Below are 16,753 nucleotides of genomic sequence, written 5' to 3'. Positions count from 1 at the left end.
CCCCCCCGCCGCCGCCCCCCCCCCCCCCCCCCCCCCCCCCCCCCCCGCGGGGCGGGGGGGGGGCCCGGGGGGGGGGGGGGGGGGGCCCCCCCCCCCCCCCCCGCCCGGGGGAGGAGCAGAAGTGAAGGTCCGTGGTTGCCTGACCGGAGTCGCGGTCGTGCTCGGGATGCTCGTGGTCGTCATCGTGGCCATCCTGTGGACCGGTCAGCGGCAGGAGGACCGGGACCGGCAGGCGGCACGGAGGTCGGCCGAGACGGTGGCCCGGGAGTTCGCCGCGGAGGTGGTGCGGCGGGCCTCTCCCCGGAGCATCACCGCGCAGGAGGTCAGGGAGATCCAAGCGGGCATCCGGGAGAAGTACCGGCTCAAGACGCAGGTTTCTTCCACGAACCGCTGGCAGCAGGGCGACCAGGAGGCGCTGACCTTCACGGCGATGGCCCATGTCGAAGGGCATCCCGATCCGATCGGTGAATCCTACGAGCAGCTCTGCTACCGGCTCGTCCTCCCGGGGACCGCAGGCGACCCCGTGGAGGCGCTGACGGCTTCGGGCTGCGGGGAGTTGACGGGGTGGACCAAGGTGCCGTGGTGATCCGGGCCGACCCGGTTAGGGGCGCCAGCGGGCGGTGATCTCGGCGGCTGCCGCGCGGTGGGCGGCAGCCGCTCCGGCGTTGCCGAGGAAGTCGGCGAGATCGGCCAGCGTGGCGGCGACGGGGCGGAGGGCGACGGTGTACCCGGCGGTCGGGGGTGGGGCGGCGGCCGAGGGGAGCAGGGCGGCGTAGACGGCTTCGGCGTGCGGGCGGTCGCCGAGCGCCAGGGCGGTGGTGGCGCGGTAGGTGGCGTAGAGGGTGTGGAAGAAGTCGGTCGGGACCGGGCCGGCCCGGTCGAGCAGGGCGCGGGCCTCGGTGGTCTGCCCGGCCGCGCAGAGGGCGGCGGTCAGCAGGTCGGCGGCGGGTGCGAAGTGGGCGGCCAACAGGCGCAGCTGCGGCAGGAGTTCGGGAAGCCGCTGCTGCCGGGTGCGGATGGTCGCCAGGGCGATCAGGTGGAAGCCCTCGGCGTGCGGGGAGCCCTGGGCGGCCATCCCGGCAGCGGCCTCCGCGTAGAGCCGCTCGGCCTCCTCGTAGCGCTCCGCCAGCACCGCCCGGACGGCGAGCGCGGTCCGCCCCACCATCAGGGCCTGCGGCAGCCGGTACGCCTCGGCCACCGTCATCGCCTCGTCCAGCAGCGGATCGGCGGCGGCGGCCGAGAGCTGGGCCGAGGCGCCGGAGAACAGTCCGAACCAGCGCAGGCCCGGCAGGTCGTGGGCGGTGGCCAGGCTCGCCAGCTCGGCGGCCCGGGCGGTCAGTACCTCGCGCTCGCGATCCGCGTCGAGCTCGCGGAGCAGGGCGGCCAGCGCCCGGCAGTGCCGGGCCGGGTCGGGGGTGCTGAGGGCGAGGGCCTGCTCGGCGGCCGAGCGGGCGCGCCGGTGCCGGAGGTCGGAGAGTTCGGCGCAGAGGGCGAGCAGGAGCTCGCAGCGCTCCGGCCCGGTCAGCTCCGGTCGGGTCAACTGCCGCTCCAGCAGCGCGATCAGAGGGTGGTCGAGCTCCCCGTAGGGCCGGATCTGCCAGGGGGTCGGGACCGTCCAGGCGGTGAGAGCGGTGGTGAGCAGGGCGGGATCGCCGAGCGCCGTGTCCACGGCCTGCCGGCGGGTGGCCCGGGCCTCGCTCACGGCACCGGCCCTGACCTGGGCGCGGAGCAGGCGGCCGAGCAGCTCGATCCGGTCGGCGGGGGAGGCGTCCGGGATCCGCTCGGCGGCGGCCAGGGTGGTGACCAGCAGGGTGGCAGCGGTGTCATGGGCATACCGCCGGCCGGCCAACTCGGCTGCCAGCAGGCCGTAGTGGACGGCCTGAGGTGCGGTGGCGGCGGAGGAAGCGGCGGCGAAGTGGTGGGCCAGCGCGGTGACGTCGGTGGAGCCGAGCCGCTTCAGGCCGGCGGCGATCCGGCCGTGCATCCGGCGGGCCCGCAGGCCGGTCAGATCGGCCAGCAGGGTCTCCCGGACCAGCGCGTGCACGAAACGCACCCGTCCCGGCGTCGGCTCCTCCAGTAGCCCGGCCAGCACCCCGGCCTCCAGAGCGGCGAGCACGCCGTCCTCGTCGCCCTCCGCGGCCTCCGCCAGCAGCTCGACCTCGGACTCGGTCCCCATCAGCGCGGCCAGCCGCAGCACCGCCACGGCCGGCTCCGGGAGCCGGGCGAACCGACGGCGCATCACGTCCCGTACGCCGTCCGGCACTTCGGACAGCGCCGCCGTGACCCCGGTGGCGGCCAGCAGGCGGGCGCTCTCCCGCAGGTGGAACGGGTTCCCGCCGGTCCGCTCGGTCAGGGTGGCCACGGCGTCCGGGCCGAGGGCGGGACCTTCGCCTTCGGCCAGGGAGCGCAGCAGCTCGGCGACGGCGGACGGGGTGAGCCCGGTCAGCGGAAGCCGCAGCGGTTCGCGGCGGGCGAGGCGGGCCAGCGCCTCGGCGAGGCCGGGCGGAGCCTCCTCGGCGCGGTACGCCCCGACCACCAGCAGGTGTGCCCCGGGCAGGAGGTCGGCCGCCGCGCCGAGCAGGGCGGTGCTCTCGGCGTCCGCCCAGTGCAGGTCGTCCAGCAGCACGGCCACCGGCCGGTCGGCGCTCGCCGCCCCGGCCAGCCAGCGCCGCACCGTGCGGTGCAGCCGGAAGCGGGCGGCGGCGCCGTCATCGGAGCCGGCCGGGAGGGCGGAGGCATCCGGGGCGTTGGGGTCGTCGACGAGCAGCGGTGCGAGGACCCCGGCCTCGCCGGGGGAGGGCGGGGTCGTCCGGGCCAGCTCCCGGAGCGCCTGGACCCACGGCCAGGCGGGGGGCGTCCCGGCGGAGTCCTCGGCCCGACCGGTGACCACCGACCACCCGTCGGCGGCCAGCCGTTCGGCGAGCCGGCCGAGCAGTGCGGACTTCCCGAGGCCGGCCTCCCCGGTGACCAGCGCGAACGCCGGCCCACGGCCGGTGGTCACCTGGGTGGCGGCTTCGGTGAGCTGCGCCAGTTCGGTGGCACGGCCGACGAAGGGGGCGGGCCCGGTGGGTCCGGTGAAGGCGGTTGTCCCGGAGGGGAGTTCGGGGGGTGTGGGTGGGGTGGGCAGGTGTGGTGGGGCGGCCGGTTGCGGCGTGCCGTCCGGCGCTGGGTGGCGTGCGGTGGCGGTTCCGGTGAAGGCGGTTGTCCTGGAGGGGAGTTCGGAGGGTGCGGGTGGGGTGGCCGGTTGCGGCGTGCCGTCCGGCGCCGGGTGGCCTGCGGTGGCGGCTCCGGAGGGCGGTGTGCCGTCCGGGGCGGGCTCCCGGAGCGGGAGGCGGCCGTGGATCAGCCCGGGGAGCAGCTCGGTGCGGCCCGCCAGGACGGCCGACTCCAGGGTGGTGAGCGCCGGGCCCGGGTCGAGCCCGACCTCCTCCGCCAGCACCCGGCGGGCCCGCCGCAGTGCCGCGAGGGCGTCCGCCTGCCGGCCCGCTGCCCAGAGCGCCAGCGCGTGCAACCGCCAGCCCTCCTCGCGGAGCGGGGCGTCCCGGGTGAGCAGCTCGGCTGCCACGGCGGCACCGGCGGCGTCCGCCGTCCTGAGCCGGACGAGCGCCTCCGACTCCCGTGCTTGCAAGCGGAGTTCGTCGAGGCGGGCCACCTCGTCCCGGGCCCACGGCTCGTCGGCGAACTCGGCGTGGGCCGGGCCCTGCCAGAGCCCGAGCGCCTCGGCGAGCAGGTGGCGGGCGTCGGCCGGGGGAGCGGTGGCGGCCTCCGCCACCAGGTGCTCGAACCGCCAGGAGTCCACCGCCGCGCCGTCCAGCCGCAGGGCGTAGCCGGGGGCGGCACTGACCAGCAGGCGGGCCGGGGTGCGCGGGGCCCGTCCGGGCTCCAGCAGCCGGCGGAGGTTGGAGACGTACGACTGGAGCGAGGTGACCGCCTGGGCCGGGGCGGCGGACTGCCAGAGCTCCTCGACCATCCGGTCCACCGAGACCACCCGGCCCCGGGCGATCACCAGCAGCGCCAGCACCGAGCGCTGCCGACGCCCACCGAGCGGCAGCGCCTCGCCGTCCCGCTCGGCGGCCAGCGAGCCGAGCACCGATATCCGCACCATGTCGCGCGCCATCATAGGCGGCGGCCCCGGCTCACGGACCGTCAGGTGCCGGGCAGGGCGGGCTCCAAGTCGTTTCCGAACGGGCTCCAAGCGGCTTCCAGGGAGCCCCCGCCAGTCTCGTCCCCATGAACACCGACACCGAGACCCACCAGGACGACCGCCCCTACACCCACGGCATGGTGGTGATCCACCGCGGCCTGCGCCGCGAAGCCCGCCTGCTGGCCGAGCTGATCGCGGCCGTCGCCCCCGGCGACACCACCCGGGCCGCCGTCCTGGCCGCCCACTTCCGCGACTACCGGCTCGGTCTGCACAACCACCACCACGGCGAGGACGAGTTGCTCTGGCCGGTGCTGCTCACCCGGGTGGACCTGGAGGCGGAGGTGGTGCTGCGGATGGAGGCCCAGCACGAGCGGGTGGCCGCCACCCTGGCGGCGGCCGAACTGGTGCTGCCCTCCTGGGTGTCCACGGCCGGCGAGGCGGAGCGGGACCGGCTGGTGGCGGTGCTGACGGAGCACCTGGCCGTTCTGGTGGAGCACCTCGACGCGGAGGAGCGGGAACTGCTGCCGCTGGCCGCACGCCACCTGACGGCCGCCGAGTGGGACGCGATGGGCGAGCACTTCGAGGCCGCCACGCCCAAGCCGAAGCTGCTGTTCTTCCTGGGCATGGCGCTGGAGGAGGCCGACGCCGCCGAACGGGCCGCCCTGCTCGCCGGACTCCCGCTCGCCGCGCGCCTGTTGTGGCACACCCTGGGCCGCGCGTCCTACTCCCGGGCGGTCCGCCGCATCCGGGGCCGAGCCGCCGTCGCCTGAGCCGCCGGTCCCGAACGCCTGCCTCACCCGAACCGCCTGCCCCGCCCGAACCGCCGGGCCCGAGACACCCTCGGCCCGACCGCTCCAGAAGGAGAACCCACCGTGAAGAAGCACCTCGTCACTGCCCTCGCCGCCCTCGGCGCCGCCTTCATCCTCTACATCGGCCTCGGCTACCTGCTCGCCCCGCAGGCGATGGCCGCCGGATTCGGCCTGCCCGACTGGCCCACCGACCAGGGCACCGGCTTCCTGGCGGTGAAGGGCGTGCGCGACCTCGGCTTCGGCCTGATGACCGTCGCGCTGCTGATCACCGGTCAGCGCCGGGCCCTGGGCTGGGCGTTCCTGGCCACCTCCGCCATCCCCTTCGGCGACATGCTGGTGGTCCTCACCCGGCACGGCTCCACCGTCACCGCCCTGAGCGTGCACGGCCTCACCGCCCTCGCCGTGCTGGTCACCGGCGTTCTGCTGATCCGCGAGCGTCCTGCCGCCGGGCGGTCGGACCGGTCGGTGCGCTCGGACCGTCCGGCGCGGTCGGACCGTCCGGTGCGGGCAGGCCGGTCCGGAGCGGGGCGGGCCTCGGCCTGAGCACGCCGGCGGTGACGATCAGTCCGGCGGTGAGCGCGGTGACCAGGGCGAAGGAGGCCCGCAGCGAGGCGGCCTGGGCGATCAGTCCGATGGTGGCGGGTGCGCTCAGACCGGCGGTGTAGGTGATGGTGGCCACCCCGGCGATGGCCCGGCTCGGTTCGGTGGTGCGGCCGGCGGCGGCGAACGCGAGCGGTACCACGGTGGCGACGCCGATGCCGATCAGGGCGAAGCCGGGGACGGCCAGCCGGGGCGCGTCGGCGCAGACGACCAGCAGGCCGCCCAGGGTGGCGACGCCCCCGCCGAGCCGGACGGTGCGGACCGGACCGAGGCGGCGGACGGCGAGGTCGCCGCCGAGCCGGGCGGCGGTCATGGTGGCGGCGAAGGCGGTGAAGCTTCCGGCCGCGACAGCGGGCGAGGCCCCGGTGACGTCCCGGAGGTAGACCCCGGCCCAGTCCATGCTGGCACCCTCGGCGAAGACCGAGCAGAAGCCGACCAGCCCGATGGCGAGCGCCGATCGCGGCGGAAGGGCGAACCGCGAGGGGGTGTCCTGCGCACTCCGGGCGCTCGACCGGTCGGTGTCGGTGCGGAGATCGGGAAGTCTGCGGCAGGTCAGCAGGGCGAGCGCGGTGAGGACCAGGGCGGTGACGCCCAGGTGGATCCTGGCGTCGAGGTGCTGCCCGGCTGCCAGAACTCCGAAGCCCGAGGCGATCAGTCCGCCCGCGCTCCACAGACCGTGCAGCCCGGACATGATCGAGCGGCCGAGCGCCTGCTCGACCTCCACGCCCTGGGCGTTCAACTGCACGGAGGCCATCCCGGAGACGGCGCCGTAGAGGAAGAGCACGAGCCAGAGCACCGGCAGGTTCGGTGCGAGGGCGGGGAGTGCCAGCGCCAGGCACCACAGGGCCATCAGCGTCCGCAGCGCCGAGTGCGGGCCGAGCCGGTGCACCACCCGGGGGGCCAGCGGCATCGCGAGGAACGCGCCGACGGCGGGGGCCAGCAGGGCGATGCCGAGCTGACCCGGGTTCAGGCCGAGGTGGTGCTGGATCCAGGGGATCCGGGTGACGAACGTGCCGGTCACGGCCCCGTGGACGGCGAAGACCACGCTGAACCGCGCTCTGGCCCGGCGGGCCTCCTGACTGTCGCCCATGGGATCTGGGCCCTCCCCTCCCGAGTGACTGCTGCCCGACGCGGCAGAACCTATCAGGAAGGGTTCCTGATGAATAGATCGATTTCCGGGCAGGCCGGGAGGGCATCGGGGCGGGGCAGGTGCGCGCGGTGGGCCGGGCGGGGCGGCAGGGAATGCGGTGGAAGCGGCGGGGGCCGGGTGTCTAGCATCCGGCCCCATGCTGCAAGGAGAGTTCCGCGACCCCCGGCTGGTGCCCGTATACGACGCGGAGTGCCCGTGGACCAGGGAGGACGACTACTTCGCCGCCGTGGCGGCCGAGACCCCCGGGGCCCGGGTGCTGGACCTGGGCTGCGGCACCGGTCGCCTGGCCCTCGGTCTGGCCGCCGCCGGACACGCCGTCACCGGGGTCGATCCGGCCGCCGCCTCGATCGCGGCAGCTCGGGTCAGATCCGGTGCGGCGAAGGTGAATTGGCTGGTCGGAACATCCACCGGCCTGCCCGGGACGGCCTTCGACCTGGCGCTGATGACCAGTCACGTGGCCCAGTTCCTGGTGGCGGACGACCAGTGGCGGCGCACCCTGGCCGACCTGCGCCGGGCGTTGGTGCCGGGCGGCCGGCTGCTGTTCGACAGCCGGGACCCGGCCGACCGCCGCTGGGAGCGCTGGAACCCGGCCGAGACCCACCGGCGCACCGCACTGCCGGACGGTCGGGTCGTGACGGCCTGGACGGAGGTGACCTCGGTCCGGGGCGCACTGGTGGACTTCACCCACCACTACGTCTTCCCCGACCACGGCGAGCTGCTCAGTACCGCCACCCTCCGGTTCCGCCCGGAGGAGGAGCTGCGGGCCGACCTCGCGGCAGCGGGCCTCACCGTCGAGCGGGTGCACGGAGGTTGGGGCGGTGAGCCGGTGGGTGCGGGGGACGGTGAGTTCCTGGTCCTGGCACGGCGGGCGTGACCGGGCCGGCTCCACGGCGGCCGGCGGTCGGCACGGCCGTGGGCGCCGAGTGCCATGGCCGGTCAGCGCTCTTGACAGATCGTCAGCTGGGGGCGCTGATGTGTACTCACCGGTAGTCGGCCGGTGCCGGGGCAGTACCGAAGGGGGCGGACGGCGGATGACACGGTCCGAGGACGTGGGGCAGGGGCAGCAGCAGTACGACGTCGTCATCAGCGGGGCCAGCCTGGCCGGCTGCGCCGCCGCGATCCTGCTCGCCCGGCAGGGCGTCCGGGTCGCACTGCTGGAGCGGCGCACCGACCCGGCCGCGTACAAGGTGCTCTGCACGCACTCGCTGACGGCCAACGCCTACCCGGTGCTGGCTGAGCTCGGCCTCACCGAGGCACTGGACCGGACCGGGGCACCGCACAACGACGCACGGTGGTGGACCCGTTGGGGCTGGATCGAACCGAAGGCCGCACCCGGTGGACCGGAGCTGCCGTACGGCTACAACATCCGGCGCAGCAAGCTCGATCCGCTGATCCGGGACCGGGCCGCCGGGACTCCCGGGGTCGACCTGCTGCTCGGCCACCAGGTGAGCGGCCTGATCCGGGAGGACGGCCGCACCCAGGGGGTCCGGGTGACCACCCCCGACGGCGAGCGGGAGCTCCGGGCCCGGCTGGTGGTCGGTGCCGACGGCAAGGACTCGGCTGTGGCCAGGCACGCCGGGATCGCCGCCCGCCAGTACGAGAACGGGCGGTTCGGCTACCTCGCGCAGTACCGCGACCTGCCGCTGGCCGGGGGCAGCGGCCAAGTCTGGTTCCTGGAGCCCGACATGGCCTACGCCTTCCCGAACGAGGACGGGGTCACCGTGCTGGCGGTGCTGGTGCGGAAGCAGGAGCACCTGGCAGCCTTCCGGGAGGACGTCGAGGGCAGCTTCCTGAAGTTCGTCCGGGCCCTGCCCGAGGCTCCGCCGGTGGACCGGGCGCAGCGGATCTCCAAGTTCATCGGCACCGTCAACTACCCGCTCCAGAGCCGCCGCCCGACCGCTCCCGGGCTGGCCCTGATCGGCGACGCGGCGCTCACCACGGATCCGCTCTGGGGCGTCGGCTGCGGCTGGGCGCTGGAGTCCGCCCGCTGGCTGGCCGAGGTGGTCGGTCCGGCGCTGGCGGCCGGCGGGCCGCTCGACCGGCCGCTCGCCGCGTACGCCTGGCGGCACCGCCGCCGGCTCTCCCCGCACCAACTGCTGGCCGCCGACTACGCCAAGGCCCGCCCGTTCAACCCGATGGAGCGGCTGGTCTTCGCGGCGGCGGCCCGGGACGCAGCGCTGGCCCGGCACATGCACCGCTTCGCGTCCCGGCTGATCAGCCCGGCGCGCTTCCTCGCCCCGGCCGTGCTGGCCCGTGCGGCTGCGGTGAACCTGCGCCACCGCCGCGCGGCCCCGTCCCAGGGCGGCGCGGTCCGGAGCTGACCGGCAGCGTGCCGAGTGCGCACCCGTGTGCCGCGCCCTTCCCCTACCAGGTGAACCGCACGGACATCGACGACGTGGTCGCCGCCCTTCCCGGCCTCCGGGTGCAGGCCAGCACCTGACCCGGCGGCGGTTCGGTCCCTCACCCCGTGCGGACGGGGTGAGGCCCCGAGCCGTCTCCCCGGCCCCGGTGGCCCGGACCGGTCCGACCTGCCCGAGTGGGGTCCCCGACCTGACGGTACGTCCGACGGCGGGACGCCAGGCTGCCGCCCGTCGGTACGGTGACCGGCACGGGGACGCCGACCCGGCCGCCCCGTGTCCGTCCGGGAGGGGACCGTCTTGCGGATCAACGTCATCGGCACCGGCAACGCCGGCTCCGTGCTGGCCCGCCGCCTGGCCGGGGCCGGCCACCTCGTCACCACGGCCAACACCGCCACCCCCGTCGCGGACGCGGCCCGGCAGGCGGCCGAGGCCGAAGTGACCTTCCTGGCCGTACCGTTCACCGCGACCCTGGCCCCCGAGGTCCGGGCCGCGCTGGCCGGCCGGATCGTGGTGGACGCCACCAACCCGCTCAGTGCCGACTTCCTCTCCCTGACGGTCGGTCACACCACCTCCGGCGGCGAACTGACCGCCGAGGCCCTGCCGGGTGCCCGGGTGGTGAAGGGCTTCAACACGGTGCTGGCAGCCGCCACCCAGGCGGGCTCCTACCAGGGCCGCCCGCTGCTCCTGCTGCTGGCCGGCGACGACCGCGAGGCGGTCCGGACGGTGGCGGGCATCGGCGCGAGCCTCGGCCTGGACCCGGTGGACGCCGGCCCGCTGGCCGTCGCGCGCTACCTGGAGCCGCTCGCCGAGGTGCTCATCCACCTCGCGTACGCCCAGGGCCTGGGGCCGGAGATCGGTCTCGCCCTGCTCCGGGCCGCCGATCCGCAGTAGTGCGGCAGGGCAGCCCGCCGTAGGGGCGTGACGGTCCTCGGCCCAGCGTGGGCGGCGCCGCGTACCACCGGGAGTGCACTCCAGCGCGCGGAGGTGCTGCGGGGCGCTTTCACTGGGTACCAGGGCGGCACGAGCCGGTGCGCGCCACCGGGAGCGAGGGCGTCCCCATGGCAGAGATCATCTTTTCGGCCGTCCGGCCCCGGGGTCTGCAGTGCCCGCAGTGCCGTGCCGGGGTCGAGGCCGAGTACGTGGACACGGCCCCCGACTTCGACGGCGTGCGCCGCTACGTCTGGCGCCCCGGCCCCTGCCGGAACCCCCAGTGCTCGCGTGCCCCGAGGGGTGGGTAGCGGACGGGGGAGGTACCTCAGGACGCCTTGGCCACCGCGATGACGTCGACCACGAAGACCAGGGTGTCGGTCCCCCTGATCTTGCCCTGGCCGGTCGAGCCGTAGCCCAGGGCGGGCGGCACGGCGAACTCCAGGCGGCTGCCGGCCCGCTTGCCGATCAGGGCCTGGTCCCAGCCGGCGATGAGCTGGCCGGTGCCGATCTCGGCGGTGAACGGCTCGCCCCGGGCGAAGGAGCTGTCCAGCACCTCGGTGCGGTCCCAGGTCTGGAGCAGGTAGTGGCAGGTGGCACGGTCGCCCTTGGCGACGGCGGTGCCGGTGCCCTGGACCAGGGTCCGGACGGCCAGGGCGGTCGGTGCCGGTCCGGTGCCGGTGGCCAGGGTCGGCCGCTCCCCGAAGCCCTGGCCCGAGGTGAGCGCGGGGAGAGCGGGGAGCGCACCGTCCGAGACCGGTTCGGCGGCGGCTGACGGAGCGTCGGGCGAACGGGAGGGGGAAGGGGAGGGAGACCGGGACGTGCCCGGCGACGGGGTGCCGCTCGGTGAGGGACCGCCGTCCGTACGGGGCGAGCCGGACGCGCCGGCTGCCCTGGGGCCCGACGGGTCGTCAGGCCGGAGCAGGAAGGCCGCCGTCCCGCCGCCCACGGCCAGCAGCGCGCCCGCACCGCCGAACAGGACCGTCCGACGGCGCGGCTGGACCGGCGGGACGGTCGAGCCGTCCCGCCGGCGGAGGATCAGGGTGGTGTGCCGCTCCGGGAGCCACGGGCCGCCGCCGCTGCCCAGGGTGCCACTGACGCTGAAGAGGGCGCGCAGCTCGTCGAGGCCGGGCCGGTCGTCGGCCTCCTTGGCCAGGCAGCGCGCGAGGACCGGCCGCAGGGCGTCCGGCACGCCGTCGAGCCGGGGCTCGTCCTCGATGGTCCGGTAGACCAGGGCGAGCGGGTCGCCGTGTCCGTGCGGACCGTGGCCGGTGGCGGCGTACACCAGGGTGGCGCCGAGGGCGTAGACGTCGGCGGGCGGGCCGACCTCGTCGCCGCGCACCTGCTCGGGGGGCATGTAGCCGGGGGTCCCCGGGGACGTGCCGGTGGCGGTGATCCGGGTGTGGTCCCCGGCCCGGGCGATCCCGAAGTCGATGACGCGGGGGCCGTCCACGGCCAGCAGGACGTTGGAGGGCTTCAGGTCACGGTGGGTCAGACCGGCGGCGTGGATCGCCTCCAGGGCGGCCACCATCCCGGCGGCGAGCGCCCGGAGCGAGGGCTCCGGCAGCGGCCCGCCCTCGGCCACCGCCTCGGTGACCGACGGGCCCGCGACGTACTCCGTCGCCAGCCAGGGCTGCGCGGCGTCGGGGTCGGCGTCCAGGACGGCGGCCGTGAACCGGCCGCTCACCCGCCGGGCCGCCTCGACCTCCCGGGCGAAGCGCCGCCGGAACTCGGGGTCCTGGGCGTACTGGGCGTGGGCCGCCTTGACCGCCGCGACGCTCCGGGTGGCGGACCGGCCCAGGTAGACCGTGCCCATCCCGCCGCTCCCGAGCCGGCCCAGCAGCTCGTACCCACCGATCCGCGCGGGATCGCCGCTCGTCAGCGCTCGCATCACCAGCTCCCCTCCCGTCGTGCGGGAGCGAGCGTACCGCTGAGGGGGCGTCAGGTGGTGCGGCGGTAGGTCGAGACGGTGACGGTCAGCGGGCCGTCGTCGGGGGCCGCCTCGGTGACCCGGACCACGGCGAGGTCCTGGTCGTCGCGGGAGCGGAGGCAGAAGGGGCGGCCGTCGCGGACCTCGCCGAGCGGGACGGCGGAGACCGGGCGTGCGTCCAGGCCGGCGATGCAGTCGGCCAGGGTGAGGGAGGCCGTGGGGGAGAGGTAAGCGCCCGCCCCCTCGGGGATCGTGAGGTCGTCGGCGTGGCGGCCGAGGTACCAGGTGGAGACGTCCTGCGGGGTGACCTTCCCGGCGCGGAGGTCGAACTCGTGGGAGGAGTCGGGGGCGGTGAGGACCAGATCGGTGCGGACCGCCGCGTAGCCGGGAGCGACGGGTGGGGAGGGCACCGGGGACGTCGTGGGCGTCGGTGACGGCGAGGTGGTGGGCGAGGAGGTCGCGGAGGGGAGGGGGAGTACGGTCCCGGAGTCGTCGAGATCGTACGGGTCCAGCAGCAGGAAGCCGCCGACCGCCCCGAGCAGCAGGGCTCCGGCCACCGCCGTCACCCACCACCCCGTCCGCCGCCGCCCCTGCCGGACCGGAGCGGCGGCGGACGGGGCGGCGGGTGCGGAGGGCTCGGCGGCCGGAGACGGGAGGAGCACGGTGCCGAGCGCGGAGGGGGTGGACGGGGGTTCGGAGGGGGTGGGCGTCGGCGGGAGGTCGCTGTGGCCGGGCAGTGCCGCGCTCACCGGATCGGGCAACCAGCCTTCGGAGAAACGGAGTTCACCCCCGATGGCCGGGTGGCTGCGGACGTGCTCGATCAGCTGCGCGGTGGTCGGCCGGTCGGCCGGGTCCTTGGCGAGGCAGCGGCGGGCCGGTTCGAGGAGGGCGGGCGGGAGGCGGTCGAGGTCGGGCTTCTCGTGGACGGCGCGGTAGAGCGAGCCGGCCTCCGGACCGAAGCCGAACGGGAGGGTGCCGGAGCCGACGAAGGCGATCAGCGCGCCGAGGGCGAAGACGTCGGTGGCCTCGGTGGCGGTGCGGCCGAGCGCCTGCTCGGGGGCCATGAAGCCGGGCGAGCCGATACGCAGGCCGGTGCTGGTGAGGGGGAGGGCGTCGGCGGCCCGGGCGATGCCGAAGTCGATGACGCGCGGGCCGTCGGCGGCCAGCAGGACGTTACCCGGCTTGAGGTCGCGGTGCACCACCCCGGCCGCGTGGACGGCCTGGAGGGCCTCGGCGATCCCGGCCAGCAGCAGCAGGCAGGTCCGCTCGGGGAGCGGTCCGTGCCGGTGCACCACCTGGTGGAGCGAGGGGCCGGGGACGTAGGCGGTGGCCAGCCAGGGGAGCTCGTCCTCGGGGCCGGCGTCGACCACCTGGGCGGTGAAGAGGCCGTGGATCCGGCGGGCGCTGGCCACCTCCTGGGCGAAGCGGTGGCGGAACTGCGGGTCACCGGCCAGTTCGGGGCGGACCACCTTGAGGGCGACCGGCCGCCCGCCCGGGGTGTAGGCGAGGTAGACCCGGCCCATGCCGCCCGCACCGAGCCGGGCCCGGAGCCGGTAGCCGCCGACCTCGGCGGGGTCCTCGGGGGCGAGCGGGGCGAACGCGCCGGGGGCCTTGTTGCCGAAGAGGTCAGCGGTCACGGGAGCTCCCAGCCGGTCGGTGCAGGTGTGCGAAGGGTGGGTGGTGGTCGGGGCCCGGCCGTGTGCGGGGGTGAGGGCAGGTGCCGCGGCCGGGTGGCGAGGACTATACCCTGACTGAATTGTCAGCCAGGATGGTGGGCGGGCCGGAGGGAAGCCGACGGCGGTGGCGGAAGGCGGGGCGGGTAGGGTGATCGCTTGTGGCAGACCGTAGAACCTCGATCATGGAAGCGGCGGCCCGGGTGATCGCCCGGCGCGGTGTCCGCGGGCTGCGGGTGGAGGAGCTCGCCGCCGAGGCGAGCGTGTCCACCGCGCTCATCTACTACCACTTCAAGGATCGGGCGGGGATCCTCCGCGCGACGCTGGAGTTCATCAATGACCGGGCCGGCCGGTACACCACCGAACGCCTGGCCGACGGCCCGCCGCTGACGCCGCGTGGCGAGCTGGAGCAGACCCTGCTGCTGGAGTTCCAGGACACCCCCGAGGTGCGGGAGAACAGCACGGCCTGGGGCGAGCTGCGGGCCAGCGCGGTGTTCGACCCGGACCTGCGGGAGGACCTGGCCCGGGCCACCCTCGGCTGGGTGCAGGAGGTGGCCGAGCTGGTCGGCCGGGTGCGGCCGATGAACGGGGCGGCCGTGCTGGCCGGCTCGGCGGAGCGGCTGACGGCCATGGTCGAGGGGCTGAGCGTGCGGTGGCTGAGCGGCAGCCTGCCGCTGGACCACGCCCGGGAGCTGATGAGCGGCGCGATCGACAGCGAGCTGGAGCGCCTGCACCACTGATCGGCGGGTGACGGACCGAAGGCCCCGGGCGGCGACGCGCCCGGGGCCTTCTCCATCGGTGCTTTCTTGACTGAAAATTCAGTCAGTGCGACAGTGAGGGGGCGGGGCCGGGCCGACAAGCCGGTGGCTCCGTGCAATTCTCGAGATGGAGATCCCATGAGTGACAGCCGATCCTTCATCAGCCGCCTCTTCGGAGCCGCTCCCGAGGGGCCGCGCGGGGCGACCCAGACCCAGTGGTGGGTGGACCGGGACGACGTCCCGCACGCCCGGACCTGGATGTCCTGGCCGTCCCGCCGTTCGGTCTGGGGGCGTCAACTGCCCGGTGTCCAACAGGACATCGCGCTGATCGCCCGGACGGTCGCCCGCTTCGAGCCGGTGGTGATGTGCGCGCCGGACGAGTACAGCGTCCGGGAGGCGCGCTCGCTCTGCGGGCCGTCCGTCTCCGTCACCGCCGAGATCCCGACCGACGACCTGTGGATGCGGGACACCGCGCCGGTCTTCCGCCGGGACGGGCACGGGCGCCTGGACGCCGTCGGCCTCAACTTCAACGGCTGGGGCGGCAAGCAGACCCACCGGGACGACGCCGAGGTGGCGCGCGGGATCGCCCGGCACCTCCGACTCCCGTTCTCCTGCGCCGAGTTCGTCGGGGAGGGCGGCTCGGTGGAGACCGACGGGGACGGCACCGTGATGGCCACCGAGAGCAGCCTGGTGAACAAGAACCGCAACCGGGGCTGGAGCCGGAGCGAGGTCGAGGAGGCCGTGCTCGACGTCTACGGCGCCGAGAAGATGATCTGGGTGCCCGGCATCAAGGGCCGGGACATCACCGACGACCACATCGACGTCACCTCCCGGTTCGTCGCGCCCGGCGTGGTCATGGTGCAGCTGCCCCCGGCGGACCGGCACGACGTCTGGGCCCGGGACGCCCGCGAGCAGTTCGACATCCTCTCCCGGGCCACCGACGCCCGGGGGCGCCGGCTCCGGGTGATCCGGATCGACGGACCGGACGAGGTCCGTTCCCGGGACGCGAAGTTCGTCGACTCCTACCTCAACTTCCACGTCGTCAACGGGGGCCTGATCACGGCCCAGTTCGGCGACCCGGCCAAGGACGAGGCCGCCCGGCGGACCCTCGCCGAGGCGTTCCCCGGCCGCGAGGTGGTCCAACTGGACGTGGACCGCCTGATGGCCGGTGGCGGCGGCATCCACTGCTCGACCATGCAGGAGCCGCTGCCGTAGTCCTGCCCGCCGCCATCTGGCGAGCGACCACCCCCCCCCACAGCAGAGCCGGAGTGATTCCGTGTCAGATCGCACCAACCCCTCCTCGCCGACCCGCCGTACCGTGCTGCGCTTCGCCGCCGGTGCCGGGCTGCTCGGCTTCGGCGCCGTCTCCTGCGGCGTGCTCGACGAGGAGGAGACGCCGCAGCCGCAGCCGCCGGCCGGCACCGAGCGACCGCCGTCCCAGCCGAACCCGCCGGCGAAGCAGGAGGGCCGCCGGTTCGGGGCGGAGTGGGAGAGCCACGCCCGGACCTTCATGTCCTGGCCGGCCTCCACCGGCATCTGGGACGACCAACTCCCGGGCGTACGGGCGGACATCGCCAGGCTGGCGAAGGCGATCGCCGGCTACGAGCACGTGGTGCTGTTCGCCCGGCCGGGCCAGGTCGACGCGGCCCGGAAGGCCTGCGGCGACGAGGTCGAGGTGGTCCCGCTGGCGGTGGACGACCTGTGGGCCCGGGACACCGTGCCGGTGTTCGTCGAGGAGGGCGGCCACGTCAAGGGCGTGGACTTCAACTTCAACGGCTGGGGCAACAAGCAGAAGGAGCACGGCAACGACTCCGCGCTGGCCGCCGCGGTGCTCGGCAAGTACGGCATCGAGCGGATCCGCACGCCCCTGGTCGGCGAGGGCGGCTCCTTCGAGTCCGACGGCCAGGGCACCCTGATGGTGACCGAGAGCTCGGTGGTCAACGACAACCGCAACAAGGGCAGGAGCCGCGACCAGGTGGAGGCCGAGCTCAAGCAGGCGCTCGGGGTGAGCAAGGTGATCTGGTTCGCCGGGGTGAAGGGCGAGGACATCACCGACGCGCACGTGGACTGCCTGGTGCGGTTCGTCGCCCCGGGGGTGGTACTGCTGGACCAGCCGTTCCCCGGGGCGCCGGGCGACGTCTGGTCCCGTTCGGCGGCTCAGGCCCGTGAGGTGCTGAAGACCGCCACCGACGCGCTCGGCCGGCCGCTCAAGGTGGTCGAGCTGCCGCAGCCCGATCCGGACCGGATCACCGGGCGGGGTGACGCCTTCGTCTCCTCGTACATCAACTTCTACATCGCCAACAAGGCGGTCGTCATACCGAAGTTCGGCGACGCGGAGGCGGACGAGCGGGCCCGGCGGATCATCGGCGAGCAGCTTCCCGGCCGGGAGGTGGTGCAGGTGG

At 75.3% G+C, this 16,753-nt stretch carries 12 protein-coding genes and 1 pseudogene; 9 read left to right on the top strand and 4 right to left on the bottom strand.

What is annotated here, in order from left to right; all coding sequences use genetic code 11:
* Positions 1-121: 121 nt before the first annotated feature.
* Complete coding sequence (locus ACIRBX_RS01820) at positions 122-586, top strand: hypothetical protein (protein ID WP_402293126.1); 465 nt, start codon at positions 122-124, stop codon at positions 584-586.
* A gap of 15 nt (positions 587-601) precedes the next feature.
* Here the strand turns inward: ACIRBX_RS01820 and ACIRBX_RS01815 are convergent, their stop codons facing one another.
* Complete coding sequence (locus ACIRBX_RS01815) at positions 602-4,105, bottom strand: BTAD domain-containing putative transcriptional regulator (protein ID WP_402293125.1); 3,504 nt, start codon at positions 4,103-4,105, stop codon at positions 602-604.
* A 125-nt stretch (positions 4,106-4,230) separates the two neighbouring features.
* On the opposite strand from ACIRBX_RS01815, the gene ACIRBX_RS01810 reads away from it, so the two are divergent.
* Together ACIRBX_RS01810 and ACIRBX_RS01805 are read left to right on the top strand one after the other, a co-directional pair.
* A complete protein-coding gene (locus tag ACIRBX_RS01810) occupies positions 4,231-4,914 on the top strand; it encodes a hemerythrin domain-containing protein (protein WP_402293124.1) in 684 nt (227 codons plus the stop codon).
* Positions 4,915-5,106: 192 nt separating this feature from the next.
* Positions 5,107-5,319, top strand: a pseudogene (locus tag ACIRBX_RS01805) (DUF4267 domain-containing protein); the annotation flags it as partial.
* Between the two features lie 43 nt (positions 5,320-5,362).
* On the opposite strand, the gene ACIRBX_RS01800 reads toward ACIRBX_RS01805, so the two are convergent.
* A complete protein-coding gene (locus ACIRBX_RS01800) occupies positions 5,363-6,643 on the bottom strand; it encodes an MFS transporter (protein WP_402293123.1) in 1,281 nt (426 codons plus the stop codon).
* 196 nt (positions 6,644-6,839) lie between these two features.
* On the opposite strand from ACIRBX_RS01800, the gene ACIRBX_RS01795 reads away from it, so the two are divergent.
* From ACIRBX_RS01795 to ACIRBX_RS01785, 3 genes are all read left to right on the top strand, one after another.
* A complete protein-coding gene (locus tag ACIRBX_RS01795) occupies positions 6,840-7,577 on the top strand; it encodes a class I SAM-dependent methyltransferase (RefSeq protein ID WP_402293122.1) in 738 nt (245 codons plus the stop codon).
* Positions 7,578-7,734: 157 nt separating this feature from the next.
* Positions 7,735-9,024, top strand: a complete 1,290-nt coding sequence (locus ACIRBX_RS01790) for an NAD(P)/FAD-dependent oxidoreductase (RefSeq protein WP_402293121.1) — start codon at positions 7,735-7,737, stop codon at positions 9,022-9,024.
* Between the two features lie 336 nt (positions 9,025-9,360).
* Entirely contained in the window at positions 9,361-9,954 is a 594-nt protein-coding gene (locus tag ACIRBX_RS01785; protein WP_402293120.1) for an NADPH-dependent F420 reductase, read from the top strand.
* Positions 9,955-10,318: 364 nt separating this feature from the next.
* Here the strand turns inward: ACIRBX_RS01785 and ACIRBX_RS01780 are convergent, their stop codons facing one another.
* Together ACIRBX_RS01780 and ACIRBX_RS01775 are read right to left on the bottom strand one after the other, a co-directional pair.
* Positions 10,319-11,881, bottom strand: a complete 1,563-nt coding sequence (locus tag ACIRBX_RS01780; protein ID WP_402293119.1) for an FKBP-type peptidyl-prolyl cis-trans isomerase — start codon at positions 11,879-11,881, stop codon at positions 10,319-10,321.
* 50 nt (positions 11,882-11,931) lie between these two features.
* Complete coding sequence (locus tag ACIRBX_RS01775; RefSeq protein WP_402293118.1) at positions 11,932-13,557, bottom strand: serine/threonine-protein kinase; 1,626 nt, start codon at positions 13,555-13,557, stop codon at positions 11,932-11,934.
* 221 nt (positions 13,558-13,778) lie between these two features.
* Here ACIRBX_RS01775 and ACIRBX_RS01770 point away from each other — a divergent pair, with 221 nt between their 5' ends.
* The 3 genes from ACIRBX_RS01770 to ACIRBX_RS01760 all read left to right on the top strand — a co-directional run.
* The gene (locus ACIRBX_RS01770; RefSeq protein ID WP_402293879.1) at positions 13,779-14,333 is read left to right on the top strand and encodes a TetR/AcrR family transcriptional regulator; all 555 of its coding nucleotides are present in this window, start codon (positions 13,779-13,781) and stop codon (positions 14,331-14,333) included.
* Between the two features lie 156 nt (positions 14,334-14,489).
* Positions 14,490-15,566, top strand: a complete 1,077-nt coding sequence (locus tag ACIRBX_RS01765) for an agmatine/peptidylarginine deiminase (RefSeq protein ID WP_402293117.1) — start codon at positions 14,490-14,492, stop codon at positions 15,564-15,566.
* Between the two features lie 61 nt (positions 15,567-15,627).
* Positions 15,628-16,753 (top strand): agmatine/peptidylarginine deiminase (locus ACIRBX_RS01760; protein WP_402293116.1); only part of this gene is annotated, 1,126 nt, incomplete at its 3' end.

It is taken from the genome of Kitasatospora sp. NPDC096147 (assembly GCF_044763225.1).
In the GTDB taxonomy this organism is placed as follows: domain Bacteria; phylum Actinomycetota; class Actinomycetes; order Streptomycetales; family Streptomycetaceae; genus Kitasatospora.
Note: the sequence above shows the minus strand (reverse complement) of the source record. Positions and strands in the feature narration are given on the sequence as shown.

What these genes read in the sequence shown, in the direction of transcription:
- ACIRBX_RS01815 (WP_402293125.1), bottom strand. Translation starts at nt 4,105, where the DNA reads ATGGTGCGGATATCGGTGCTCGGCTCGCTGGCCGCCGAGCGGGACGGC.
- ACIRBX_RS01790 (WP_402293121.1), top strand. Translation starts at nt 7,735, where the DNA reads ATGACACGGTCCGAGGACGTGGGGCAGGGGCAGCAGCAGTACGACGTC.
- ACIRBX_RS01780 (WP_402293119.1), bottom strand. Translation starts at nt 11,881, where the DNA reads ATGCGAGCGCTGACGAGCGGCGATCCCGCGCGGATCGGTGGGTACGAG.
- ACIRBX_RS01795 (WP_402293122.1), top strand. Translation starts at nt 6,840, where the DNA reads ATGCTGCAAGGAGAGTTCCGCGACCCCCGGCTGGTGCCCGTATACGAC.
- ACIRBX_RS01770 (WP_402293879.1), top strand. Translation starts at nt 13,779, where the DNA reads ATGGAAGCGGCGGCCCGGGTGATCGCCCGGCGCGGTGTCCGCGGGCTG.
- ACIRBX_RS01810 (WP_402293124.1), top strand. Translation starts at nt 4,231, where the DNA reads ATGAACACCGACACCGAGACCCACCAGGACGACCGCCCCTACACCCAC.
- ACIRBX_RS01765 (WP_402293117.1), top strand. Translation starts at nt 14,490, where the DNA reads ATGAGTGACAGCCGATCCTTCATCAGCCGCCTCTTCGGAGCCGCTCCC.
- ACIRBX_RS01800 (WP_402293123.1), bottom strand. Translation starts at nt 6,643, where the DNA reads ATGGGCGACAGTCAGGAGGCCCGCCGGGCCAGAGCGCGGTTCAGCGTG.